Source organism: Candidatus Defluviilinea proxima (assembly GCA_016721115.1).
GTDB lineage: Bacteria > Chloroflexota > Anaerolineae > Anaerolineales > Villigracilaceae > Defluviilinea > Defluviilinea proxima.
The window spans coordinates 305,480-330,315 of sequence record JADKIW010000001.1 but is presented as its reverse complement, the minus strand read 5'-3'; the positions used below and the strand labels follow the sequence as shown (position 1 = coordinate 330,315).

General features: G+C 48.5%; 25 protein-coding genes. 11 read left to right on the top strand and 14 right to left on the bottom strand.

Going from position 1 to position 24,836, the window contains the following annotated elements; translation table 11 throughout:
- Nucleotides 1-77 precede the first annotated feature (77 nt).
- From IPP66_01580 to ssb, 5 genes are all read right to left on the bottom strand, one after another.
- On the bottom strand, nt 78-497 hold the full coding sequence (locus IPP66_01580) for a nucleoside 2-deoxyribosyltransferase (GenBank protein MBK9923959.1): 420 nt from the start codon (nt 495-497) through the stop codon (nt 78-80).
- The gene (locus IPP66_01575; GenBank protein ID MBK9923958.1) at nt 494-1,117 is read right to left on the bottom strand and encodes a hypothetical protein; all 624 of its coding nucleotides are present in this window, start codon (nt 1,115-1,117) and stop codon (nt 494-496) included. The genes IPP66_01580 and IPP66_01575 overlap by 4 nt, the downstream gene beginning before the upstream one ends.
- 3 nt (nt 1,118-1,120) lie before the next feature.
- Entirely contained in the window at nt 1,121-1,810 is a 690-nt protein-coding gene (locus IPP66_01570; protein ID MBK9923957.1) for a haloacid dehalogenase, read from the bottom strand.
- 32 nt (nt 1,811-1,842) lie between these two features.
- Nucleotides 1,843-2,181: a DUF3467 domain-containing protein gene (locus IPP66_01565; protein MBK9923956.1), complete on the bottom strand. Its 339-nt coding sequence runs from the start codon at nt 2,179-2,181 to the stop codon at nt 1,843-1,845.
- A gap of 83 nt (nt 2,182-2,264) precedes the next feature.
- Complete coding sequence (ssb, locus tag IPP66_01560; GenBank protein ID MBK9923955.1) at nt 2,265-2,690, bottom strand: single-stranded DNA-binding protein; 426 nt, start codon at nt 2,688-2,690, stop codon at nt 2,265-2,267.
- Between the two features lie 217 nt (nt 2,691-2,907).
- On the opposite strand from ssb, the gene IPP66_01555 reads away from it, so the two are divergent.
- On the top strand, nt 2,908-3,276 hold the full coding sequence (locus IPP66_01555) for a hypothetical protein (GenBank protein MBK9923954.1): 369 nt from the start codon (nt 2,908-2,910) through the stop codon (nt 3,274-3,276).
- Between the two features lie 25 nt (nt 3,277-3,301).
- Here IPP66_01555 and IPP66_01550 read toward each other — a convergent pair whose 3' ends face one another.
- The 3 genes from IPP66_01550 to IPP66_01540 form a co-directional block, all read right to left on the bottom strand.
- Entirely contained in the window at nt 3,302-4,780 is a 1,479-nt protein-coding gene (locus IPP66_01550) for a sulfatase (GenBank protein MBK9923953.1), read from the bottom strand.
- 86 nt (nt 4,781-4,866) lie between these two features.
- Nucleotides 4,867-6,336, bottom strand: coding sequence for a sulfatase (locus tag IPP66_01545; GenBank protein MBK9923952.1), 1,470 nt, complete (start codon nt 6,334-6,336; stop codon nt 4,867-4,869).
- A 71-nt stretch (nt 6,337-6,407) separates the two neighbouring features.
- Nucleotides 6,408-7,601 carry an alkaline phosphatase family protein gene (locus tag IPP66_01540; GenBank protein ID MBK9923951.1) on the bottom strand — a complete coding sequence of 398 codons (1,194 nt, stop codon included), beginning with the start codon at nt 7,599-7,601 and terminating at the stop codon, nt 6,408-6,410.
- Between the two features lie 95 nt (nt 7,602-7,696).
- On the opposite strand from IPP66_01540, the gene IPP66_01535 reads away from it, so the two are divergent.
- A complete protein-coding gene (locus IPP66_01535; GenBank protein ID MBK9923950.1) occupies nt 7,697-8,119 on the top strand; it encodes an OsmC family protein in 423 nt (140 codons plus the stop codon).
- 114 nt (nt 8,120-8,233) lie between these two features.
- Here IPP66_01535 and IPP66_01530 read toward each other — a convergent pair whose 3' ends face one another.
- From IPP66_01530 to IPP66_01520, 3 genes are all read right to left on the bottom strand, one after another.
- The gene (locus tag IPP66_01530) at nt 8,234-9,523 is read right to left on the bottom strand and encodes an NAD(P)/FAD-dependent oxidoreductase (protein ID MBK9923949.1); all 1,290 of its coding nucleotides are present in this window, start codon (nt 9,521-9,523) and stop codon (nt 8,234-8,236) included.
- Between the two features lie 130 nt (nt 9,524-9,653).
- A complete protein-coding gene (locus IPP66_01525) occupies nt 9,654-10,304 on the bottom strand; it encodes a response regulator (protein MBK9923948.1) in 651 nt (216 codons plus the stop codon).
- A 192-nt stretch (nt 10,305-10,496) separates the two neighbouring features.
- Complete coding sequence (locus tag IPP66_01520; protein MBK9923947.1) at nt 10,497-11,510, bottom strand: flippase-like domain-containing protein; 1,014 nt, start codon at nt 11,508-11,510, stop codon at nt 10,497-10,499.
- A gap of 69 nt (nt 11,511-11,579) precedes the next feature.
- Between IPP66_01520 and IPP66_01515 the strand changes: the two genes are divergently transcribed.
- The 9 genes from IPP66_01515 (at nt 11,580) to IPP66_01475 (ending at nt 21,224) form a co-directional block, all read left to right on the top strand.
- Entirely contained in the window at nt 11,580-12,083 is a 504-nt protein-coding gene (locus IPP66_01515) for a redoxin domain-containing protein (GenBank protein ID MBK9923946.1), read from the top strand.
- Nucleotides 12,084-12,095: 12 nt separating this feature from the next.
- Nucleotides 12,096-13,817: a cyclic nucleotide-binding domain-containing protein gene (locus IPP66_01510; protein MBK9923945.1), complete on the top strand. Its 1,722-nt coding sequence runs from the start codon at nt 12,096-12,098 to the stop codon at nt 13,815-13,817.
- A gap of 49 nt (nt 13,818-13,866) precedes the next feature.
- Nucleotides 13,867-14,397: a peptide deformylase gene (gene def, locus IPP66_01505; protein ID MBK9923944.1), complete on the top strand. Its 531-nt coding sequence runs from the start codon at nt 13,867-13,869 to the stop codon at nt 14,395-14,397.
- Nucleotides 14,398-14,485: 88 nt separating this feature from the next.
- Nucleotides 14,486-15,787 (top strand): tRNA (N(6)-L-threonylcarbamoyladenosine(37)-C(2))-methylthiotransferase MtaB, encoded by a 1,302-nt coding sequence (mtaB, locus tag IPP66_01500; protein ID MBK9923943.1) that lies wholly within the window; start codon nt 14,486-14,488, stop codon nt 15,785-15,787.
- A 61-nt stretch (nt 15,788-15,848) separates the two neighbouring features.
- Nucleotides 15,849-16,727 (top strand): bifunctional methylenetetrahydrofolate dehydrogenase/methenyltetrahydrofolate cyclohydrolase FolD, encoded by an 879-nt coding sequence (gene folD / locus IPP66_01495; protein ID MBK9923942.1) that lies wholly within the window; start codon nt 15,849-15,851, stop codon nt 16,725-16,727.
- A gap of 135 nt (nt 16,728-16,862) precedes the next feature.
- Nucleotides 16,863-18,848 (top strand): serine/threonine-protein kinase, encoded by a 1,986-nt coding sequence (locus tag IPP66_01490; protein ID MBK9923941.1) that lies wholly within the window; start codon nt 16,863-16,865, stop codon nt 18,846-18,848.
- Nucleotides 18,849-18,978: 130 nt separating this feature from the next.
- Nucleotides 18,979-19,338: a PadR family transcriptional regulator gene (locus tag IPP66_01485; GenBank protein MBK9923940.1), complete on the top strand. Its 360-nt coding sequence runs from the start codon at nt 18,979-18,981 to the stop codon at nt 19,336-19,338.
- A gap of 2 nt (nt 19,339-19,340) precedes the next feature.
- The gene (locus IPP66_01480) at nt 19,341-20,225 is read left to right on the top strand and encodes a sensor domain-containing protein (GenBank protein ID MBK9923939.1); all 885 of its coding nucleotides are present in this window, start codon (nt 19,341-19,343) and stop codon (nt 20,223-20,225) included.
- A 150-nt stretch (nt 20,226-20,375) separates the two neighbouring features.
- On the top strand, nt 20,376-21,224 hold the full coding sequence (locus IPP66_01475) for a CPBP family intramembrane metalloprotease (protein MBK9923938.1): 849 nt from the start codon (nt 20,376-20,378) through the stop codon (nt 21,222-21,224).
- A gap of 78 nt (nt 21,225-21,302) precedes the next feature.
- Here the strand turns inward: IPP66_01475 and IPP66_01470 are convergent, their stop codons facing one another.
- The 3 genes from IPP66_01470 to IPP66_01460 all read right to left on the bottom strand — a co-directional run bounded on the left by IPP66_01470 (nt 21,303) and on the right by IPP66_01460 (nt 24,770).
- A complete protein-coding gene (locus IPP66_01470; protein ID MBK9923937.1) occupies nt 21,303-22,499 on the bottom strand; it encodes an ABC transporter permease in 1,197 nt (398 codons plus the stop codon).
- Complete coding sequence (locus tag IPP66_01465; protein MBK9923936.1) at nt 22,496-23,761, bottom strand: ABC transporter permease; 1,266 nt, start codon at nt 23,759-23,761, stop codon at nt 22,496-22,498. The genes IPP66_01470 and IPP66_01465 overlap by 4 nt, the downstream gene beginning before the upstream one ends.
- A gap of 73 nt (nt 23,762-23,834) precedes the next feature.
- Nucleotides 23,835-24,770 (bottom strand): ATP-binding cassette domain-containing protein, encoded by a 936-nt coding sequence (locus tag IPP66_01460; protein ID MBK9923935.1) that lies wholly within the window; start codon nt 24,768-24,770, stop codon nt 23,835-23,837.
- Between the last annotated feature and the right edge of the window lie 66 nt (nt 24,771-24,836).

Genomic DNA, 24,836 nt, shown 5'->3' with positions numbered 1-24,836 from the left:
AAAAGTAACGGATAACCGGTGACATTAGACATTATTCAAAATGTGGAGAAAGGGGATTTGGACAACAACAACCTACTTCACCTGCTTTGTAAGAGAAAAGCCTCCATAACCTGAACGGCCTCTGCTGAAGTTTCGTAAGTTTTTACCGTCAATTTTGGGTCAGGGTTCCCCAAGATCATCTTCGAAACCTTGCGCCCCTTCTGTGATATTGCCAGAACAGGTTTCCCGATTCCTAATGCAAAGCCGATCTCATATCCCACTCCGTGTGATGGCACGCTGACCTCAGCGATCAAAACATCGCATGCACGAATCCACGTTACATCACGCGAATACACCTCATTTGGATCAATCACCGCCTCTATCGCAGTGACGCCTGATTCAGCCAAATGAGCAGTCGGCACCTCGTGGCCTTTTTCTACCAACGCCTGCACAATGGCCTGATACACAGGCTCAAATTCCCGCCCGCATGTGATCGAACATGCAAAATAGACATTCATTTCTTCGGCAATTTTGAAAGGATGGAATCGCCTGTGCGTTTACGGGCAGGTTTTTGGTTGGGGTCATCCCCGGAGCGAAAACTTTCTATTTCAGAGCTCAACCGCATCCAGTCTTTTACGAGGATCACGAAATGAGGCGTTTTATCCTTGAAGAAAAACTTTGAGAGAAACATTCGTAAAAGAACTGGAGAGACCGGATAATTCTTTAACTCGATCACAATAGCGGTCTGGCTGGCCAAGGGCTCGAAGATATCCTTCATCCAACCAGACATTCCTTTGGGCGGAAAGAGCAGTCGCATCTCCGACACGGTGGTCTTGTGTATTCGTTTATAGGAAATGTTCAATCGCATAAAAGGCGTGACAAGTTTTACATATCCTGGAAATGCCTGTATATACGCGATCTGCCTGATGATCAAAAAGAAGATTCCAACCAGTATCGCCAGCACACCCACCCCTGTGAACACCTGCCATCGCCAGGGAATGAACCTATAGATCGGATCGATGTACTCCGCGTAGGCGAGGCCAAACATTACAAGCCCGATCACGATCATGGGAAACCACCAGCGGCTGAGCAAGTGCTGGTAAACCACAAGCGGAAATTTGTGACCGCCTCGTGCCATATGCTATTCTTCGTCGCTCGAGTGGATGGGAACCCCGCTTCTTTTCTCAATATCGGTCTTACCGCTGTCCAATTGCTTGCTCAAGCGGCTGATGGCTTGAGTCAAATCTTCGCCGCGCAGGCTGAAAGTCACATCGCCGCGTGTTTTCTCAATGAGACCGCGCACGAGGTCAGTTTGTCTTCGTAATCCATTGGTGATCGCATCCGGGTAATCCATTGTCACGAGCACTGAATAGATATCATCCATGTGATTGAGGAGACGTTCCGCCTCTTGTGAGTATCCTGAGCGGAGGATATCCAGTATGCGACGGCGTAATTCCCCAACCACTTCCGAAAGACCGTTGAGGTAAGTGGCGTACTCGACTCCTAGATCTTCGGGTGTGTGAAGTGCCTGATTTTGGATCAGGGCACAGGTCACGTTCGCTTCGACGAATTCCTTGAGAGAATCCTGTGAGTAGCCTGCATAATACATGTCAGGATGAGTTTTAAGGTCATTGCGTAGCTTGTCTGCCAGTGTACGTGCCTCCGCAAGGTTGTTTTCCATGACATCGAAGTCATTCCGATGTACGGCACGGATTGCGAGGGAGCAGGCTCTTGTAAGTTGACGTGCCTGCTTCAACGCCTCATCCCGTACGGCTGTGCGTACTTCAAAGTTTTGTCTGATTTGTTCTGCGATCTTTTCGAGCTTATGCATGGTGACCTTCAACTTTCATTATAAATATGGATTTATTCTTTCGGCGGTTCGGGCGGATGAAGTCCTTTAAAAAGATTATCGGCAAGTGAATTTGCGATAGGTATCTTGATCTCTCCAAAGGCAGCCTCGTAACGGCCGATATTTTCTTGAAGTGCGCGCAAAAGTAGCTTGGCACTAAGCGGTGACATCAGGATGCGCGCTTCCACAGTTGCACTGGTCTCACCTGGTAACATCTGTGCAAAATCTATGACGATATCCGCGGGAGAGTGCGAAATTCGCGCCAGATTGGTATACAGTGGCTTTAGGCCTTCTGAAAACTCCAGCTTGGGGCCCGGAGTCTGAGGCGGTTGTTGGGGAGTAGGGGTTGTCATGGCTTCAATCTTTTCCTTGACATAAAAACAGGTCTAATCAAATAGGAATACCCATTTCATTAGACCTGTCACAAGAGCAATCTTTAGAATGGGATATCATCCTCAGGCGGGATTTCGGCACCTTCAAATCCGCCTTGCATGGGGCCATCTCCGCCGCCTTCGCCGCGGGAGGATAAGAAGCGGACGGTGGATGCGTTTACTTCAAAGGATGCACCGGCGGAACCATCCTGTTTTGTCCACACGCGAGGGCCGCCTGTGGTTTTATCGGGAGTGAGGCGCCCTTCTACGAGAACTTTCATACCTTTCTTGACATATTGGTTGCAGACCTCTGCTTGTTTGCCCCATGTGGTCACGCGAAACCATACAGTTTCCTTGACCTGTTCGCCATTGCCGGTGGTGTATTGGCGATTGGTGGCAACTGAAAAGGAAGTGACAGCCTGCCCGGAGGGGGTATAACGCATTTCAGGGTCTTTGCCTACGTTGCCTACAATAATAAGGGTGTGATACATGGGGAAATCTCCTTGGGTTTGAGGTACCTACCGTTCTGCGGTAGGTGGATTAAGTGGAAGTATTGTACTCCAACATGTTTTCTTCACAAAGCGATTGACGGGTAATTTTCGAAATTATGTTACATTTTATTACATGGAACTGTATGCCCAACTTAGTAGCCTTTCCACTTGCAAAATTGAAGTGGATAAATTTTCTCCTTAATGGTATATGAAGCATATGTTCGAGTGGACGATTGACTATGTTACAGATGAAAACATCCTATTCGTAAAGTCGAAGGGACAGATGGACGTTGTCTCCGCGAATGCCATGGTCAAGGCGGTCGCGGATGCCGCTGTTGCGTATCAATGTTTTCGTCATTTGGTTGACCACCGAGATACAACTTTTTTATTCAGTATGTCTGACTTTTACGAACGCCCATCTATCAATGAAAAATTAGGCGTCACTCGCAAATTTCGAACAGCTATGGTTTTTATAGAGCTGACCAAGGATACAAAATTTATGGAGACGGTTTTTATCAATCGCGGTTATACCCTTCGTCATTTTACAGACATTGATAAGGCAAAAAACTGGTTGAATGAAAAATAAAACACCCTCACGGGTGTTTTATTTTTTATTTGAAATTTTTCAACTGAGATGATTCGAGTTGTCGGCAATTTTCTGCTTCGCATTGTTTCAATTGTTCAAGCCATGAATGCAAACTGGAAAGTGTTGAAGCATCCAGTTTACTGGCGATATTATCAAGTTCGTAGGGATCCTTGATCAGATCGTAATATTCGAGCTCTCCGTTTTCATATTCAAGATATATGAAGTTTTCGTTTCTGATCCCTCGGTAAGCAATGACTTTCGATTTTCGTTTAAGATAACCTGTTTCGATCAGTAGATTTTTTCGCCACTCCATGGATTGGTTTGTCTCTGGGTTGAGTAAAGGCAGGAAGGATCTGCCATCCACAAAATCAGGAGCTTTAGCGTTGGCCATGTCTGCTAATGAAGGGGCAACATCTATATTTGCGACCATTTGAGTAACAGTTGTGCCGGGCTGAATACCTGGTCCACGGATCAAAAATGGGACACGGATATCTTCCTCGTACGCAAGCATCTTTCCTGCAGAAAGACCGTGCTCTCCCATATGGAAGCCGTTATCTGAGGTGAAGATGATATACGTGTTATCCAATTGTCCTTTTTGTTCTAGTAATTGAACAAGCTTGACAACCATTTCATCCACAGCCAGCATGGTCTCTGCTCGGTTTTGGAACTGACCATTGGCATCATATATGTCATACTCATCACCGGGCGCTTCAAGTGAATAGACAATGGACGGCTTATCGCTTGTATCAGCTTCTTGAAAGGAAGGTTTCTGAGGATATTCCTGATTGGGCAAAGTTCCTTCGTAACGGGGAGCAGGTGTACTGGGTCCATGAGGCGCCATTCCAGCGAGATAAATAAAGAATGGGGATTTCTTCTCAATGCTTTGATCTATGAAGTCCAGAGCCTTTTGTCCCAGCACATCTGTACTGTATTCTTCGGGCGAGTATCCGTAGTAATTTAGCTGACCGTTCTCGCTCAACGTATAGTTGTAGTAGTACCAGCCATCCTCTAGGTCCTCTGTATGATTGATGAAGGCGTGCCAGTCGGTCCAGCCGGGCGGTATATATTTCTTAGGTACAGAGACCGGGTACCCATTCAGGTATTTCCCAATCAGTGACGTTTCGTACCCGGCTTTATTCAACCAGGTCGCGATCGTTTCATCTTCCCTGCCGTTGCTATGGAAGTTAACGAACCCCGGAGAATTTTCGAGAATATTAGTGTTGTGTGGGTATTGGCCGCGGAGGGTGGATGCGCGTGACGGGCAACACGAGGATGATGTTACAAAATAATTCGTGAACGTAGCGCCTTGTTCTGCGATCAGCTTGTTCGTGTTCTCCATATAAGGCATCAGAGCCATGTCTCGATCGTCTGTGAGTATGAAAATAATATTGGGTTTAGGTTTGATGATGCCGATCTTTTCAAGAGTTGCGCAGGATGCCGCCGTTGATAAGGTGAGTATCACCACTGTTAGTAGATTGATCCATTTTCTTGTTTTATTATTCATGCACAAAATCCTTATGATTCGTTGTGTCAACCTGTGAATTAAAACGCCGGAATATTCCTCCGGCGTTTTAATTTGAACATTGATCTTTACTCTTTGATATTGATATCCGGTACCGAATTTTCTATTTGCCTACAAGTATCAGCCTTGCAGGTTGTTAACTCTCCAAGCCATGAATGCAAGATTCCCAGAGTCTTTGGGCCGAGGCTGGATGCAAGGTTGTTGAGCTCATACGGGTCGTTTTTCAGATCGTAGAATTCCAGCTCGTCATTCTCATATTCAATGTACTTAAATGTTTCAGTCCTTACGCCTCGATAGGAAATGACGTTCGAAGTTTTATCGAGATAGCCTGTTTCGATGGCAAAGGCTTTTCGCCAATCTGTGGTGTCGTTCTGTGTGCCATCCAAAAAGCGGACAAAAGACCGACCGTCTACAAACTCAGGAGCTTTTGCTCCAGCCAATTCGGCAAAGGTTGGTGCAATATCTATGTTTGCGATCATGGGAGTGACCGTTGAATTCGGTGGGATGCCCGGGCCACGGATCAAAAATGGGACATGGATATCTTCCTCATACCCCAGCATTTTCCCAGATGGCAGATTGTGTTCTCCCATGCGGAAGCCATTATCCGACGTGAAGATAATGTAGGTGTTATCGAGTTGACCGCTGGCTTCAAGTTGCTGTACAACAGCCGCGACCATTTCGTCGACTGCTTGCACAGACCGCACGCGTTGTCGAAAGAGAGAATTGGCATCTTCTGTATCGAACGTTCCGCCGGTCTTTCCCAGTTTTTGGACGATCTGCGGTTTATCTGAGACATCCTCTTCGTGAAATGAGGGGCCTTGAGGATATTTCAGATCCTGGAAGAGATTGTCATGGCGTGGAGCCGCCGTGCTGGGACCATGTGGGGCAGAGGTTGAAATATACAAGAAGAAGGGAGTACGGCTTTTGGCGTTCTTTTCCAGAAATTCGAGCGCTCGATCCCTGAACACATCGGTGCTGTAGTCCTCGTCCTTTTTGTGATACCTTACCAGCTTGCCATTCTCGTTCAACGTATAAGCAAAATAAATATCGGGCGTGATGTTATAGAGATAAACATGCCAATCGCTCCAGCCAGGCGTGATGTAAGAACGTTTGACCCCGGCAGGATAGAGATTGAGATACTTCCCAATGAACGAGTTTTTATACCCCACCTTATCTAACCACAATGCGAGCGTATCATCGTCCTCTCCGTTGCGGTAGAACTGCTCGAAGCCCGGAGAGTTCTCCAGAATATCCGTATTGTGCGGATATTGCCCTCGTATCATCGAAGCCCGCGATGGACAACATGCTGAAGATGTCACATAGTAATTTGTGAATGTGGCTCCCTGTTCGCCGATCAGCTTGTTCGTGTTCGGCATGTATGGCATCAACGGGAAATCCAGATCATCCGTCAGGATGTAAACAAAATTGGGAAGACTCGCCAACCGTTGTGACCTTTGAATGCTGTAATAAATACCTGCGGCTACAACGAGAAGGGCGAGGATGATCAACCCAATATATTGAACTTTTTTATTTTTCATGGCTTATTCTGCCTTACAAATGGAATGGGCGGGCCATTTATACCATCATTACATTAATGGCATCTCATGGGTCACACCTCATAAGAATAGAGGATCGTTTCCATTTCTTGCGGGGTCAACCCGCCGTGATGACCGTAGAACTTCATTTCGAATCTGTCTTTTTCGTACCACCACACGGTTTCATTCCAATAGGACAACACAACGAGATTCCCGACGCGCTCGCGAAAACGGGACGAAATCTCCGGGCCGAAATACCCGTCCGCAATCAACGCATCGGTCTTAACGACGTCTGCTCTGCCTTCGAGCCGCCTTTTCAAAAACGACTGGGCATCGTCGAGCATATCATCTTTGATATACAGGAACATATCGCGTGAGGACCCGGCTGGTACGATCAACTTCCCTTTACGGTTCGTCTTGATGAAGTTCTCGATGCCTTTAAAATCGGCGTGGGTGTTGAGATAAGTCGTTGTTTGTGGATCAACCTCGGACATGCCATGATCCGCAGTCATCAGGAATAGGACGCGCTTTTTGCCGGTAAAGATCCGTTCAAAATAATTTTCCATCAGCAGCAGAAATGTTTCCATCTCTGCTTCGGCTTGTGGGGAGGTGGGACCGTATTCATGGCAGACAGCGTCGATCTTATCGAAGTACAAATGAACAAAAATGGGATTGGTCTGTTTTTCGAGCAGTTCGCTCAAGTTGATGAACGATTCGGAAAGCGTTTTGAAGCCACGCAGTTCGGCGCCATCCATCACCGCACTGGAATAGATGGATGGTGTGTATTCGCGACTCCCGAATACATACGGTGTGACGCCCATTTGCCTGAGCCTGGGATAGAAAATTCCCTGCGGGTACAAAAGCGACGGATCAACTTTCGTGCGTTTGAGCGTGTCGCGCATCTTTGTGCCTGCATGCGAAAACAATAACGGCGCAATGACTTTATCCAAATGCGGTTCATAGTAAAGCCACTCATACACGCCGCTCTGACCGACAGGCAACCCCGTGTGAATTGTCGTCAGGTGTGCGGCGGTTGTGGATGGGAATTGCGATGTGATCTTCTTGATCTCTCCGCGTTTGGCGATGCGTTGGATGAACGGTGAATCTTGAAAGCGTTCGTAGAAGCGCCAACCGAAACCATCGATCAAGAATAAAACCACGGCATCATACTTTTCTGATTGGAATGCGTTGATAACGCGATTTGGGATTCCCGCAAAGCCGCCCTCGTCGTAACGGGGTTTTATAAAGTGTTCGTTGAGTTTTTCCATCGCGTCATTATACTGTAGCGTTTCATCCGCCTCATTTCAGTGTAAAATGGACAAGAACGCTCATAAATCAAATTATTCGAGAAAGCGAGAAAACTATGTCTGTTAGAACATCATCTGCGGAATGGAAGGGCACCTTGAAAGAAGGCGCCGGTACAATGAAAGTAGGAAGCGGCGCGTACGATGGTCCGTATACTTGGGCATCACGCTTTGATACGGGACCCGGCACAAACCCCGAAGAATTGATCGGTGCGGCGCATGCCGGGTGTTATTCCATGTTCCTCTCGGCCCTGCTCACCAAGGCTGGATTCACCCCCACGCGTATCTCTACTACTGCCGTCGTCCATCTCACCGATGGCCCCACGATCTCATTGATCGAACTGAACTCCGAAGTGGAAGTCCCCGGCCTGACCGATGCCGATTTGCAAACCCACGCTGAGGCCGCGAAGGCAGGTTGCCCAGTCTCGAAGGCGCTGGCGGCTGTGCCGGAGATCAAGTTGGTTGCAAAGCTTGTTGGATAACGCTTAAGAATTTTTTACCACTGAGACTCTGCGGCAAACTCTTGTAAAACAAACTGCCCTTTCCAAAATGGAGAGGGCAGTTCTCTTTCTACTCACTATTTATTGATTACTGTTTCACTTCCCTAACATCATCCTCGCCGCGCGACGTCCGATCTCCACAGCGAAGTTCGTACCACGATCCCATGGGTAGACTTGACTCATCGAAGCGAAATATAATCCTTCAATCGGTGTTTGTATCGCGGGTATATTCTTTGAGTGATTCACCAATGGCACGGGTTGTGCATAATTTGTCTTCGTGACCCAAACCTTTTTGATCCAGTCACGTGAGAACTCGGGGTTGATCTTCTCGAATGCGACGATGAAACGATCCAGTAGCTCATCATCGCTCATCGAAAAATACTCGTGACCTAATTCCAGATAATCGCCTGCATACACAATATGGTCGCCGCCGAAATGATCTTTCGAAACAAAATTCGTGTGCTCCACCAACGCCAACATCGGGAAGCCCGCTTCCTTCGGCAGGTTGAACCAGTAATAGCCATCCTTCGAAAGTTGATGCTTGAGCGAAACCACCATCACCACTGCGCCCATCGACTTCAACTCGAGCAGTCCCTTTAAATATTCTTCGGGCAGATCAAGACATAACTTTGCCATCAGATTCGGGGACGTGGTGACCAGCACCTGATCGAACGACTCGACCTTGCCGCCCGCGTCGATCATGAGACCTTTATCCTGATTCCGTTTAATGAACTTGACATTCGCCCCGAGCCGAATCTCCACACCCATCTCGCGGAGTTTCTCTGCGAAGAGATCAGCGAACTTTTGAAAGCCGCCTTCGAATGTGCCAAGGCGTGACGTCCGTGCGTGCATGCGTGCCCACATCCACGCCATGTTTACATCTTGATAGAACGGACCGAACTTACCCACCAGCATCGGTTTCCACATCTGTTCGTAGACTTGTTTGCCCGCCCACTTCATCATCCATGCATCGGTAGTGGTTTTCTCGAGAGCTTTCCAGTTGTTTGTGAGGCGAAGAAAGAGTCCGACAAAGCCAAAGCGTATTTTGTTGAGACCAAATCCAAGTCCAGGAAAGAGAAGCGCGTTGATGATCGAGTCGAAGGGATAAAATTTGTCTTTATACAACATCACCGTGAGCGGACGTGGAAAAATCACTTTGTCCATCAACCCCAGATCGTTGATGATGCCCATCATCGAAGCATCGGATTGGAACCAGTGGTGATAAAACTTCTCTACGGACCAATCCCAGTGCGGTTCTTTGAATCCAGAAGCCAACCCACCTACATACTCAGCCGATTCGTAAATGACAATGTCATGTCCAGCTTTTTTTAGATCATATGCGGCAGACATGCCTGCATACCCCGCACCGATGATTGCAATTCTCATAAATTCTCCGTCTCCGTCATTGCGAGGAGCGTTCTTTGCAACGAAGCAATCCCCGACTCGTTAGGAGATACTATCCCCTTGCGGGATTGCTTCGTCGCCCTTCGGGCTTCTCGCAATGACAGATAAAGTTTTATTTGTTTCGTTTTTCGGCTTTTTCCGCAAGGACCTTGAGCCTGTCCCATTTTTGGCGGATGATGTAGATCATTGCCAGGTTTTGGATCCAACGCATTTCACATTGCGGGTTTTCAACGAGATGTTCGAACACTTGAATGGCCTTGTCGTCTGAGCGGTGCGACTTGGCGTATTCTGTTGCCAGTTGTAGGAGGTAGGCCTCACGTTGCTTGCGGAGTTGCGTATCTTCTGCAAGTTTTTTGCGGGTTTGTTCCACCTTCTGGTGCACTCTTGCCACTGCCTCTTCAAGCTCCTCCACCGTGAACGGCTTGATGAGGTATTCTTGCACGCCCATTGACATGGCCATGCGTAATGTGCTTGTATCTTTTTCGGCCGAGATGATGACACACCCGGTGCCAGGTAATATCTTTTGGATTTCCTTGTAGGCGGTCAGGCCATCCATTTCCGGCATGTTGATATCGAGGAAGACAATATCGGGGCAATGTTCCTTCGCCAGTTGCAAAGCCTGTACCCCGTTCGAAGCAATGGCAACGACCTCCACGTCATCTATGGCGGCCAACATCAGGCGGGTGTTTCGGCGCGTTTCCTGAATGTCATCGGCGATGAGCACTCTCATTTTCTTATGTTGAAGATTCCCGGGTTGCGTCATTTCGGTCTCCTCATGGAACGAATGCACTTAGGCTATTCTGTCTGTGCAAGTATAACCGAGAGGAAATGAGAAACCTATTCCTTTAATCCCCCATTCTGAGCTTGTTTGTTACACGATATGGCTTGTTAGAAAGCCAAACACCAGCTACAGAGCATCAGAGACGCGGAATACTTCCACGTCTCTGCCGCTGTATTACGATTCAATCTCTTCTGTTTCAGCCCGTAGCGAATCATTCCACTTGATGCCTTCACGCGCAAGATAATACGCGCCCAAAGCTGTGATCGGAACCCACAACGCCACGTGAAGCACGAGCGTGTATCCAGCCGCGATGGAGTGTTCCACACCATAGGCGGTGAGCACGGCAATGCCGGGCGCATCGAAGGTACCGATATACCCGGGCGCGGAGGGGATCGTCGTTGCCAGATTGACAATGCCGTTCATCAACATCAGCGCAAAGAATGAAACGCTGAAATCGAAAGCATGCATCACGAACCAGTATTTGCCAGTTTCCAATAGCCAGATGATGACCGAGGTGAAGAAGACCATCAGCACATTGAATGGTGAACGGAGCGATGCCAACCCATCGAGAAACTTGCTCATCAGCCCGATCACTTTTTCGTGAAGTCTTTTGGGTAACAGCCGCTCGACGAACCACAATCCCACCTTTGCTGTGACTTGTGGAAACATAGCCGCCAAAAGGAACACAGCGAGCGCGCCGAGGAAAACTCCCGTGCCGATAATAGCCACTTGTTGAATATTGCCTACGAAACCAGATGCGCCCGTGAGTTTTGTCAACTCTGAGAGATTCACAAAGATAAAGGCCAACATCACCACGCCATCAAAAATGCGTTCCACGATGATGGTCGCCAGCGAGGCAGATACTGAGACGCCTTCTTTTCGTTTGAGAATGACCGCTCGCAACACTTCCCCGGCACGGGCGGGGTAAATGTTGTTACCCATGTAGCCAATGGTTGTGATGGGGAACATGGTCTTGGTGGGAATCTTTTTGATGGGGCCCAGCAGGTAGTGCCATCTCCATGCCCGCACCCAAACGCCGACAAAATATACAGCGATACCGGGGATCAGCCACAGATAATTTGCCTGTTTGACCGCGCCCCAAAATTCGCTAAGTTTCAGGCCGCGTAACGACAGCCATATAAAAAGGATGCTGATCAGCACCCCGAGCCAGAATTGCCATTTTTTCATGCGGCGGATTGTAACATGTCAATAGACCTGACAGGTTTTTAAAACCTATCAGGTCTTATAATGTGAAATATGCAAGTCAACCAACCCGCGCCCGATTTCGAATTGCCTGATCTGCAAGGCACGCTCCACAAACTAAGCGATTACCGCGGCAGGATCGTCGTTGTCAATTTTTGGTCGTGTGAGTGTCCGCATTCGGAGCGGGCCGATGGTTTGCTGGCGGAGTTGCTCAAGAAATGGGGTGGGGATGTGGCTTTGCTTCTCATCGCCTCGAACCAGAACGAATCCGCTCAAAGATTGGAAGAGGCCGCTCGAAACCGAAGCATACCGAAAGTCCTGATAGACGCGGAGCACTTGATCGCAGACCTTTATGAAGCTGTTACAACTCCACACGTATTTGTCGTGGACCGGGACGGCATCCTGCGCTATCAGGGCGCGATAGATGATGTTACGTTTCGCCAAAGGACACCGACCCACTTCTTTCTGGACGAGGCGGTTGGGTCGCTCGTCAATGGGCATTTACCCACGCTGACAGAAACTCCTGCTTATGGGTGCGCAATCATCCGTGAAATTTGATAGAATCAAACCGTGATTGATATTTCCGCTCGAATCGCTTTCCTGAAGAAGCTCCATCTCTTTTATGGCTTGGAAGATGATGACTATGAAGCCATTGCTGAGAATTTGGAAGAATTATCCATTGATAATGGCGGCGTGGTATTCGAGCAGGAGAGCAAATCTGAAAATTTTTATATGATCTATCGGGGGAGCGTACGGATCGTCCGTAAACAGGAAGGGAAAGAAAACCTGCTCGCGGTTCTGGTGAAGAACGATTATTTTGGTGAGATGGGTTTGATCGCGAGAAGAAAACGTTCTGGTACAGTGACGGCGACCAGTGATACAACTCTGCTTGTATTGAATCGTGCTGACTTCGAAGAGATGTTCAAGCATTCTGCCCAATTACGCTTGAACATGGATGTGGCGATCCGAAGCCGTAAATTAGCACGCTCCTTGCGCTTCAAGTGGTTGAGGCCTGATGAGGTGATCTATTTTCTGGCACGTAAACATAAGATCGTGTTGTATCAGAAATTGGTGGCGCCTGTTTTGGTATTGGCTGTGCCAATAGGCTTATTCTCTGCCTGGCTAACCATTACACCGATCGTCATTGTTTTGCTTGCAAGTATTTTGTCTTTAGTCGCTGCCATCCTATGGATCATTTGGACGGTGGTGGATTGGGGTAACGATTATTACATTGTGACTAACCAACGCGTGGTGTGGCTTGAAAAAGTCGTAGGTATTTACGATAGCCGTCAAGAAACACCCATCGGCACGATCCTTTCTGTGGGTATAGAGACAGACCAGTTGGGGCGCATGTTGGATTATGGGAATGTCATCATCCGTACGTTCGTGGGAAAGATTCCATTTAATCATGTGACGCATCCTGAACAAGCCAAGCGCATGATCGAGGAGTATTGGAATCGTACGAAGGAACATGCGGTGGGCGTGGAGAAGGAAGCGTTGAAGAATGCTGTCCGCAAGCGACTTGGCCTGCCTCTGCAAAACGCAGGGCGTGGATTTGGTGAGCCAGCGCCTGTTGCTCAAAAGACTACGCCGCCTCCCAAAATGAGTGCAGGGTGGCAGGCGATTTTGAAGTTTTTAGGCACAAACACGCTCAAGCTTCGCTATGAAAGTGGCGAGAATGTGATCTATCACAAGCATTGGATTGTATTGGTCCTGGATGCATGGATTTCGCTTTTTAGTTCGATTGGATTACTGTTGATGTTTGTGATCCGTTTGTTTCAATTGATGTTCGACCCGAATGCCGCGTTGATCGATTTCCAAAACGGGTTCAACCCCGATACATGGGCGACGATCTTTTTTATAGCCTTTTTCCCGATGGCGGGTTGGTTCGTTTATAAAGTGATAGACTGGAGCAATGATAAATTCGAAGTGACGAATGAGCAGATCATTGATATTGATCGTCAGCCATTTGGTGCAGAAACGCGCAACGCCGCCCAGTTGGAGAACATCATGGGGACCAATTATGAGCGCACGGGCCTTTTAGGCAATATCTTTAATTTTGGAACCGTGCACATCACAGTCGGCGGTACGAAAATGGCCTTTGAAGATGTCATGGACCCGGCCACTGTTCAATCCGATATTGATCGCCGCCGTATGGCGCGCCAGGCAAAACAGAATGAAGCCAAGATCGCTGGTGACCGAGACCGCATGGCGGAATGGCTGGCCTTTTACCACCAGTCTGCAGAACAGTTCAAGGAAGAAGAAAGAAAATTCAAAAAGGGAGGCGGGTAAACCCGTCATTCCCATTCTTATCAATAACAGATGAAAGGTAATTGACAGAATGACCCTCCGTACTATTGTGACTCTCCCCGACCCGGTATTGCGCCGCAAAGCGCATGCTGTGACAAAATTTGATAAAGACCTTATCACCCTGCTTGATGACATGGTGGAAACCATGCGTGAAGCACCGGGTGTCGGTCTCGCCGCTCCGCAGATCGGGCTCTCTGAACGTATTATCGTTGTTGAATATTATGAGCATGAAGAAGATGAAGAAAACGACGAGAACGAGGAAGCACCCAAGAAAGTTTGGGCCATGGTCAATCCTGAGATCGTCAAAGCCTCCGAAGAGACTTTGATGGGTGCGGAGGGCTGTCTCTCGATCCCCGGTTTAGTGGGCGAGGTGGAACGCCATGCGGAAGTGCTGGTCAAAGGGATGAACCGTCACGGCAAGCCGATGAGGGTCAAAGCGAAAGGTTGGCTGGCGCGTATCTTCCAACATGAAATTGACCATTTGAACGGCGTCATGTTCACGGACCGGGCCACACGCGTCTGGCGGCCTCAACAAGAAGTGGAACCTGAACAGGAAGTTTGATGCTATCCCTTTGCGGGATGAAGTTGAATTGGAAATCGTTCTGTAGGGGCGGAGCATTGCTCCGCCCCTACGTGCATAAATTATTGTTATGAAGATTTACCTCGATACCATCGGATGCAGACTCAACCAAAGCGAGATCGAAACCATGGCACGACAATTCCGTGCCGCGGGACATGAGATCGTCGCGTCTGCTGATTCGGCAGACATGGCAGTGGTCAACACCTGTGCTGTGACGAACGATGCCGCATCCGTTTCGCGCAGTAAGATTCGCCAGATATCGCGGGCAGGTGTGGATGAAATTATTGCAACAGGTTGCTGGACGACCCTCCAACCGCAAAAAGCTCTTGAACTACCAAACGTGTCTCGCATCATTGCGAATGACCGCAAAGATCAACTTGTGCTCGATGTATTAAATCTCCCGCAAGAATCTTTTGATGTTGAACCCATCTCCCGTCAACCTTTGCCGGGATTGCATCGTCGCACGCGTGCCTTCATCAAAGTGCAGGATGGCTGCGACAATCAGTGCACGTTCTGCATCACGACCGTCGCACGTGGTGAGGGGCGAAGCCGTCCGCTTGCCGATGTGATTCTCGATATTCAGTCCGCGCTGGATGGTGGCACGAAAGAGATTGTCCTCACCGGCGTCCACCTCGGCTCATGGGGTTATGACCTTTCGACTTCGCTCAAGGCAGGTTTCGGTTCACACATCACAGACCTAATCAAAGCAATTCTTCGGGAAACGGACACTCCACGCCTCAGACTTTCCTCCCTCGAACCTTGGGACTTATCTCCAGACTTTTTCTCCCTCTGGACGAATAAACGCCTCATGCCTCACCTTCATCTGCCTCTACAATCTGGAGCCTCATCCACCCTCAAGCGGATGCTCCGTAAGACCACACCAGAGTCGTTCCGTGAGTTGGTCTCTGCCGCGCGTGACGTGGTGCCCGATGTTGCCATCACAACCGATATCATTGCCGGCTTCCCCGGCGAAACGGAAGAAGAATTCGCAGAGACCCTTGATTTCGTGCGTGAGATCAATTTTGCAGGTGGTCATGTTTTCACGTATTCAGCAAGACCCGGTACCGGGGCGGCAAGGATGAAGGGGCAGGTCAGGCCCGAGTTAAGAAAGAAGCGGAATCATATCCTGACGGATCTGCTGGAAGAATCGGCCAAATCCTATCGCGAAAAATTTATTGGAAAGAAAACGTCCGTATTGTGGGAAGCCACTTCTGAGATGGGTGAGTGGGGTTGGAAGATGGAAGGCCTGACCGAGAATTATCTGCGTGTCAACGCCTTTGCGCCCTCGCCGCGTTGGAATGAGATCGATCACGTGTTGTTGGAAGAGGTAGATGGCGACAGGATGAAGGGCGTAATTACGAAGATGGGATAAGTGTCACTTTGTGGGGGATAGGCGGAGTTGTAAAATAAAATTATCTTGAAAAGGAGTGTTCATGACTGCTCAACTCATTGATGGAAAATTAATAGCTCAACAGGTACGGGATGAAGTTGCTGTGAATGTGGCGAAACGTGTTGCAGCGGGTAAACAAAAACCGACCTTGGCCACTGTTCTTGTTGGAGATCGCCCAGATTCGGCATCATATGTGGCTTCCAAGGGGAAAGCCTGCCAGGAATTAGGAATGGGTTCGATCAGCGAACACCTTCCAGCCGATGCAACGCAGGAACAAGTTGAAACGCTGGTAAAGGGTTTGAATGCCGACCCCAAAGTCAGCGGTATCCTTGTTCAATTACCCATGCCATCCCATATTAACGAAGAACGTGTGCTGTCTCTTATCAATATCGAAAAAGATGTAGATGGTTTCTCGCCGCTTAATATTGGTCGCCTAGCGCAGAAAGGCCGTGAGCCACTCTTTGTGCCTTGTACACCCTACGGCTGTATCTATTTACTTGAAAAAACGGGCGTGAAGATCGAAGGTGCGAATGCTGTGGTGTTGGGCCGCTCGAATATTGTGGGTATGCCTGCCGCATTATTGTTGATCGGAAAGAATGCAACTGTGACGGTTTGCCACTCTCGCACAAAGGATTTGCCCAGTGTTGTGCGTCAGGCCGATATTTTGATAGCGGCTATCGGTAAAACTGAAATGGTGCGCGGCGATTGGATCAAGCCTGGCGCGGCGATCATTGATGTTGGTATCAATGCCGTACCTGATGCAACCAAGAAGAGTGGTCAACGGTTGGTGGGCGATGTGTGCTTCAGTGAAGCCAAGGAAGTTGCCGGGTTCATTACGCCTGTCCCTGGCGGGGTGGGGCCCATGACAATTGCAATGCTCATGGCGAATACGCTTAGGGCGGCTGAGATACAGGATAAGTAATAAGCAAATTGAAACAGAATCAGGCAAAAGTCCCGTTTTGAAGCGGGGCTTTTTGTTTAGTCGATAGGATTAAAGGGTATTTGTCAGAGCAAATTACTTTGCGTGTAGAGCTTTTGTTGCGTTATACTTGAACAGATGTCAACGGAAACCATAGGCAGATATCAACTCAAAGAAGAGATTGGACGCAGTAAAACGACTGTTGTGTATCGGGCGTTTGATACCCAGGCCAACCGCGATGTGGTTGTGAAGATTTTTGCGTTCGAGCCGACTGGTAATGCAACACTTGACTTGAGCATCAAAGCGCACTTCAGGCGGGAACTTAAAATGATCGCATCTCTGGAGCATGCAGCCATAGTGCCCGTGTATGATGTGGGGGAACATAACGGCCAGCCGTATTTTGTCATGCGGTATATGGCAGGAGGGTCACTTACGCAAGCCGTCGCTAATAATGGAAAGCTTCCCCTTGCCGAAGCCGCCAATATCGTTGATCGTATTGCTTCTGCCCTTGCGTATGCCCATGAAAAGAACATCATCCATCGCGATGTCAAACCGGATAATATCCTTTTCGACGGCGAAAACCATCCCTATATCTCTGATTTCGGTGTAGCTCAACCCGCTATATCTGATGATGCCTCCATGGTGGAAGGCGAGGTTGGCACACCTGGTTACATGAGCCCGGAACAGGCAAACCGGGAAGATGTGGATAATCGAAGCGATGTATACAGCTTGGGGGTTGTTCTTTACCAGATGTTGACTGGTAAGAAACTCAGTCAACCCACCCCTGACATTTTGAGCGAGGCCCCTGAACTGCCACCCGAAATGGACGAGATCATTAAGATCTGTCTTGCTGAAAACAAACGCGACCGTTATGTTTCGATCCTGCATCTCTCTCGTGCGTTGAAGAAGGTAGCTTTTGGTGAACAACACCCATCCACGTTCTTCGATCGATATGGCAATTGGGCGGCCATTCGTACAAGTTTATTTTGGATAACCCTAAGTGTTGTAGCTCTGGTTGGTTTCTTCTGGATGTTTACAAATGGAAGCAACATCCCATTCCTTTCCGTCGCATCCACCCCGACCATCGATCTGTCTTCACCTTCGACAATCATTTCTCCCACTGAGACCTTTACTGCTGTCTCACCGACTATTGCTCTAACACCGGAAGCTCCAGTCACCGTCCAACCAACCCCAACCTTTACTGTCCCTGGTGGTGCGGACCAAGTTGCCTTGGTCTCTGGGAATGATATCTATCTTATGAATATAGATGGTACTGGGGTTGTTCAGATCCGTTCAGAAAATTCTCCGAAATCCAACTTACAATGGATTCCCGGTAACAGACTTGTGTACATATCCCGTAACTGCGCATACCTTGTAGATGCAGCCACCAAACAGACCCAGCAACTCTCATGTTTTGATACTAAATCTGAATTGCTTGAGGGGTTTAGTGTCTCGCCCGATGGAAAACTTGTTGCGATCAGTGTCCAGCGTACATTGAATATTTTCCCGTTTGATGTGGATGTCTTAAGAAGCATCAAATCCCGTTTTGAACTTGTAGACAAAAAGGAAAATTGTTTCTACAATCAGGTTCCATTCCGTGAAGCGCTCTGGTCAAAGGACGAGACCCGTCTTGCGGCACACGTTATTGAAACCCGTATGGTGAATTCAGATCAGATATTCCTCCTGAATGCTGATATCGCAAACTGTGACAATGTGGAGCTTGGCCGCGTGGATACCATCCCTGGCGGACGCATTGATTTTGAAAATGACAGCACCGGACATATTGGAAGCTTCGATTGGAATGGAAAAAGTCTATTCTTGTTGAATGATGCCATCCGCAATGATGGGTTTGGAAATCTATACTTATACAATAGCGAAACCCGCGAAGTCCAAAAAATAAACCCGATCAATGGCGGATGTTGCTATCGTGACCCACGTTGGAGCCCGGATGGAACTTATATCATGTTTGCGTATCAACGGTTCGACCGTAGCGATATAACGTTGTACTATATTCCATTTGCTGATATCCAAAATGGGGGACCCTTCACACCGATCCAACTCCCGAACGGTTTCTTCTCCACCTCGCGTGAGAAACCACAACCTGCGCTACGGCCCATTCCGTAAATTCTTATAAGCTTACAAGACCCCTCCCAAAGCGGAGGGGTTTTTCTATTAATATCCTTGACATATTGTCAAATAAGTACTATTATTAAGTCAATAATACTAACAAATCCATTCTACTGAAAGGAGCGCCATGGTTGACTCGCCTACTCTCACAAAGAAATTTCAAAAAGAGTTGAACGCAGGGATCGCATCCCTTGTGATGCTTAGCGTGTTGGATAATAGCAAGGAGCCCATGTATGGCTATCAGATCGCCAAGCTGCTGGACGATTACAGTGGTGAAACAGCGTTCATGAAGCAGGGAGCGTTGTATCCTGTTCTTCGTCAGTTGGAGAGCAGTGGACTGCTCGAAAGCAAAGTGGAGCCTTCCGTTTCAGGTCCGCCGAGAAGATATTACGAGATCACGGCTGAAGGTAAAGAGACCCTTGTCGTTTGGCAGGGTGTGTGGAAACAAATGAAGTCGTTCGTCGACAAGGCGATCAAAGGAGCATGAAGATGATCAAATCCATTGAAGAGTATCTCGATCAATTAAAAGCTGAGCTCAAAGATAGCGATGCCGCAACTGTGCAGGATGCACTTGCCGATGCAGAGGAACATCTCAGGGTGGCACTCGCTACATTGAAACAGGACCAGCCTGAAACGTCTGAAGAAGAGGCGTTGGGTCAAGTCATCGAACAATATGGCTCGCCTGATGAAACGGCATCCGCCTACAAGGCAGCGGAGCGTCTCACGCATCCTGTTATTGCGAGTAACAGCATCAAGAGTCAATCCATTCTTGCTCGTTTCTTCGGCGTGTACACAGATGCCCGCGCATGGGGAGCATTGCTTTATATGTTGATCGCTTTTGTGACGGGCATCATTTATTTCACCTGGGCAGTGACGGGCGTTTCAGTGTCTGTTTCGTTTTTGATCTTTATCTTTGGTTTCCCAATTGCATTGTTGTTCCTGCTCTCCGTGCGTGGACTGGCGCTGTTGGAAGGACGTTTGGTGGAAGCGCTGTTGGGCATTCGCATGCCGCGCCGACCGTTGTTCTCGCATCAGAATATGAAATGGCTTGACCGATTGAAGGCGCTTGTTACAGACAAGGCGACCTGGCTGATGATCTTGTATATGGTTATTCAGTTTGTGTTGGGGATCATCTACTTTGTGGTGTTGGTGACAGTGCTTTCCTTCTCGCTGACGTTCATTGCATTGCCGTTCATTCAATTGTTCTGGAACACCCCTGTGGTGCAATGGAACGATCAACACATCTTCCTGCCTTATTGGGTACTGGTTCTGTTCTCGTTTGGCGGCTTGATATTGTGGACATCCTTCATGCATCTTGTGCGCGGCATCGGTCAATTGCATGGACGGATGGCAAAAGCAATGTTGGTCAGTTAACTCGAAACTTCCGCAAACAATCCGTTTGCGGAAGTTTCACCATAAGACAATTCTCTTTGTAACCTAAAACTTGGTTTGCCTCGACAAACTTCAGATCCAATCTGAGGCTTGGCTTTATGCGCCTGAAAATATTCAGAAAGGATATGCCAAATGAAAACCTTGATCAAATCTCATCCAATCTGGTCGTATGTCATCCTTGCCTATTCCATATCGTGGCTGATACAGCTTCCCGAATTGATTGCCATGCAGGGCAGCTATCATTTCACGGGACGATATCTTCTGCTTCTTAATGTTGCTTCCTATGGTCCCAGCATTGCCGCCATTATTGTGATCACAGTCCTCGAAGGTTGGACTAGTGTTCAATCATTAATCAAGCGTTTATTCCAGTGGCGCGTTTCCTTGCTGGTTTATCTCGCAACCTTTTTCATATTTCCATTGGTCTTTTTTATTGGCTATCAAGTGCTTGGTATTTCAGCATCTGAAAACGAAACTTTGCTTGTGTTCCTGACATTGGTTGTTGCTGTACCAATTAACTCGGTCATCGCATCGGTTGTTTTTGGTATCGGACCTCTCGGCGAAGAACTAGGTTGGCGTGGATTTATGTTGCCTCGCCTGCTAGAACGTTACGGGGATTTTCACAGCAGCTTCATCCTTGGTTTGGTGTGGGCATTCTGGCATCTTCCTGTTTTTCTTTTTCCTGAGTGGCGTGGTGATATTCCTATTACCCTGTCGATCATTCTCTATCCATTCGGCACGGTCGCCATCGCTTACATCATGACCAAACTCCATCACTGGAGTCAGGGCAGCGTGTTGATCGCCATCCTTTTTCATGGGGTTGTCAACTACATCGCTGACTCGCAGGAATATTGGCTGATAGATTCGTTTTCACCGTTGATGGTACGAATCGCCATCACTGGTTTGTTTATTGTGACTGCATTCGTCTTTTGGATATTTTCTACAAAGACGGTTCAAAGACAAAGTCTACCTGCTGTGGATTAACAACAGAGTCCCGCTTTGATGCGGGACTCTGCGCTTCATTACTACGTTAAGCCTGCTACCGTCTGAATAACTTTTTCCTCACTCGAACCTAAATCTCATCACTCCTACACTGAAGAATATCACTGCAAACCCAAGCAGGACTCCAGCTTCAGGCAGGATATCTATCAACCCTCCACCGCGTAGACCCAAATCCAGCATGCCTTGCATTGCCCAGGTGGTGGGAAGTATCTTCACAGCGTTTTGTACTGCAGGCGGGAACAACTCCAGCGGATACCAGCATCCGCCCATCATGGCGAAGACCATGCCGAACATGACACTTAATCCACTGGCTTGACCTTCCGTTTTGATGAAAGTTCCCATCGTTGTGCCGAATGCGGCGGCGGCAAGTGCCGAACAAAGCAACAGAACGAACAATGCCAATGGTTCACGTCCCCAATTGAGTTTCATCACAAGGATTCCAAACCCAACCAATAACAACATTTGTATCAACGCCATCACAACTTGACCAGAGATCGTGCCGAGTAGGAATGTCGCTTTGCGGGATGGGGTGGTGAGCAGACGACGTAATGTCCCTTGCTGGCGTTCGTAGGCGAACAAAGCTGAGATGCCGAACAATGGAATGAATACCCATGTGATCAACTGTCCCGCAGATGAGTTTGATCGTGGGTCGTAATCAACTTCATCTTCTGTCAAACCTTCCACAACAGTCACACGCTCGGGCGCATCCTCTTGAATGGACTGTGCCAGTTTCAGCGAACTTTCGAAATACGCTTGTTTATCCACTTCAGATGCAAATGCTTGTTTCGCTTCTCGTTGTTTGACTGCACTCTGTGCGGCAGAGATGGCACTACTCACTCGGCGGATGGCTGTCTGCACGGCACGTTCGGCGATGGTAGCGTTGATGTTATTAGGCTGTTGCAGTAATTCCACTTCTGCAGAAGCATTTTGCAGGGACGCAATATCGATCCCTGTTGGAATGATGAACACAGCCGAAGCACGCCGATCGTCGAATTGCTTCTGTGCTTCATCACGAGAGGCAACCTCCGAGCGGACAGCCGTCGAGTTTTCGAGTTCGGCAAGGATCTGTTGCGAGATCGGCGTTTGTGCTTCATCCACAACCAGTAAACGGATGCGGTTGTCATCATCGCCTGAGGGAGTCCCACCTGCCAATAGGAAGGTGAAGACAACAGGCAGGATAATAAAGAAGATCAACTCCGATTTACTTGCAAATCGGATGATGGCGTCTTTCCACGCGATGGCGAATATTTTTTTCATTTCTGCACCAATCCATTCCGATTGAAAATCACAACCGCAATCGCAAACAATACAGCACCCATAACGAGCAGGGCAGTGATCGGCTCGGCTAGATTTTTCAATGTGCCGCCGAGTGCGAGGGTGGTGAAACCGTCCAAGCCCCAGGCGTTGGGTGTGATTTTGCTAATGGTTTGCATGAACGGAGGAAAGCTCTCAAGATTGATAAAACTGCCGCCCATGATGCCGAAGATGAGCATGATGGCTGAACCCGTGCTTCCCACTTGCGCAGGTGTGCGTGCCAATGATGTGATCAACATGCCCCAGCCCGAAGCGCCAAAGACTGCTGCAAGAATTAAGACTGTGACACCCAACGCATCACCCCATTTCACTTGGAAGAAAATGGTGGATGCGAGTATCAAAATTCCAACTTGCGCAACGCCCATGAAAAAGATACCAAGCACCTTGCCGCCTAATACTTGGAACGTTTGTGTAGGTGAGATCATCAAGCGAGGGAGTGTCCCTTGGGCACGTTCAGCGAGAATGGATCGCCCGCCATAGGAGACGGTATACATGAGGAACATCAATGCCATGCCAGGCGCAAAATAAGAAAGCATGTCAAAGTCAACGGCATCAGCGCCTTCTTGGTTGGTCTTGAGTTTAAGTGCTGTTGATTCGACTTGGTCCACATTTTGAAATGATGCCTTTGCTTCACTTGCCATATCTTGTGGGTTGACCAAGCCACTGGTCATCAACCCGACAATGGATGTCATACCGCTGGTGCGTCCCTCTTCCACACGGGAGATGAATTCGTCCACGATGGCTTTGACGACGCCTGCGCTGGTTGGGCTGGATGGGTTTGCATACACTTCGATCTTTACAGGTTCGGGCTGAACATAGTTCGGGTCGAGCATGGCTCCGTCAGCGGGGATGATGCTTTCGGTGAAGCCTTCTGGGATGATGATGGCGGCTGAGGCTTTGTCATTATCAATTAGATGGCGAGCAGCTTCGGGGTCCACGTTGTGTGAATCGAGTGGCTCCATCATATCCGCCAGGTCTGCTGAATTGAACAGATCTTCGAGAGCGTTGCCCAAATCCTGTTTATCCAAATTGACGATGACGACGGGAATATCAGAAAGCCCGCTGGAGCCGCCGCTAAAACGACCCGTGACAAATCCCATGCCGATGGTGAGCAGGAAGGGCGCAAGGAGCATGAAGACAAGCGCCGCTCGATCACGGAACATGAGCTTGAGGTCTTTGATGCCGATAAGGAGGAGTTTTATCATGTGAGTCTCTGTGTGTACCTGTTTACGTGTCTACCTGTATACAAGTACACAAGGAAACACGTAAATAAGGAAATCAATCACGTAAGGCGCGGCCCGTAAGATGCAAGAACACCGCTTCGAGATTTGGCTCTTGAATATCAATGGAACGGATCTTGATGCCACGCTCGTTGGCTTTGCTCACAACCGATGCGAGAATATTTTCTGCCGATGGTGTGATGATGGATACCTCATGATCGGTGGTGGTGGCTTCGAGAACATCAGGCATATCTTTGAGTGAATTGGCGAGCGCATCTGCATCTTCGTTTTCGCTGATGTGCAAAATGAGCGTGTCGGTTTGCCCAACCTGTTTGGTGAGTTCATCCTGCGTGCCGAGCGCAATGAGTTCACCATGGTCAATGATGCCGACACGGTTCGAGAGTTCGGCGGCTTCTTCCATGTAATGCGTTGTGTACAGAACGGTCATGCCTTGCTTGTTGAGATCTTTGACCGTATCGAGGATCGCACGGCGTGATTGCGGATCGATGCCGACGGTGGGCTCATCCATGAAAAGCAGACGTGGCTTGTGGAGCAGTCCCACGCCGATGTTGACACGACGCTTCATGCCGCCTGAATAAGTTTTGACCCGGTTCTTAGCTTTATCCACCAAACCGATCTGCTCTAACACTTCATCCACTCGGCTGTTGAGTGCTTTGCCACTGAGACCATACATCTGCCCCCAGAAGATAAGGTTCTCTTTTGCAGTGAGGTCTTCATACAATGCCAAGTCTTGCGGTACCACGCCGATGACCTGCCGGACTGCCATTGGGTCTTTGCTCACGGAATGCCCGCCGATGGTGGCGTCACCTGAAGTGGGTGAGTATAAGGTCGAGAGCATCGAGATGGTTGTGGTCTTGCCCGCACCGTTGGGTCCGAGCAGGCTGAAGATCTCACCTTCTTTGATGTCAAAGGTTATTCCTTTGACAGCGGTGAAGTCGTCATATTTTTTGACGAGATCTTTTACTTCGAGAATATTAGACATAAAAGCTCCTTGAATTAAACTATGTGTATCTACGGAATGTAAGAATAAGAGTTGTAA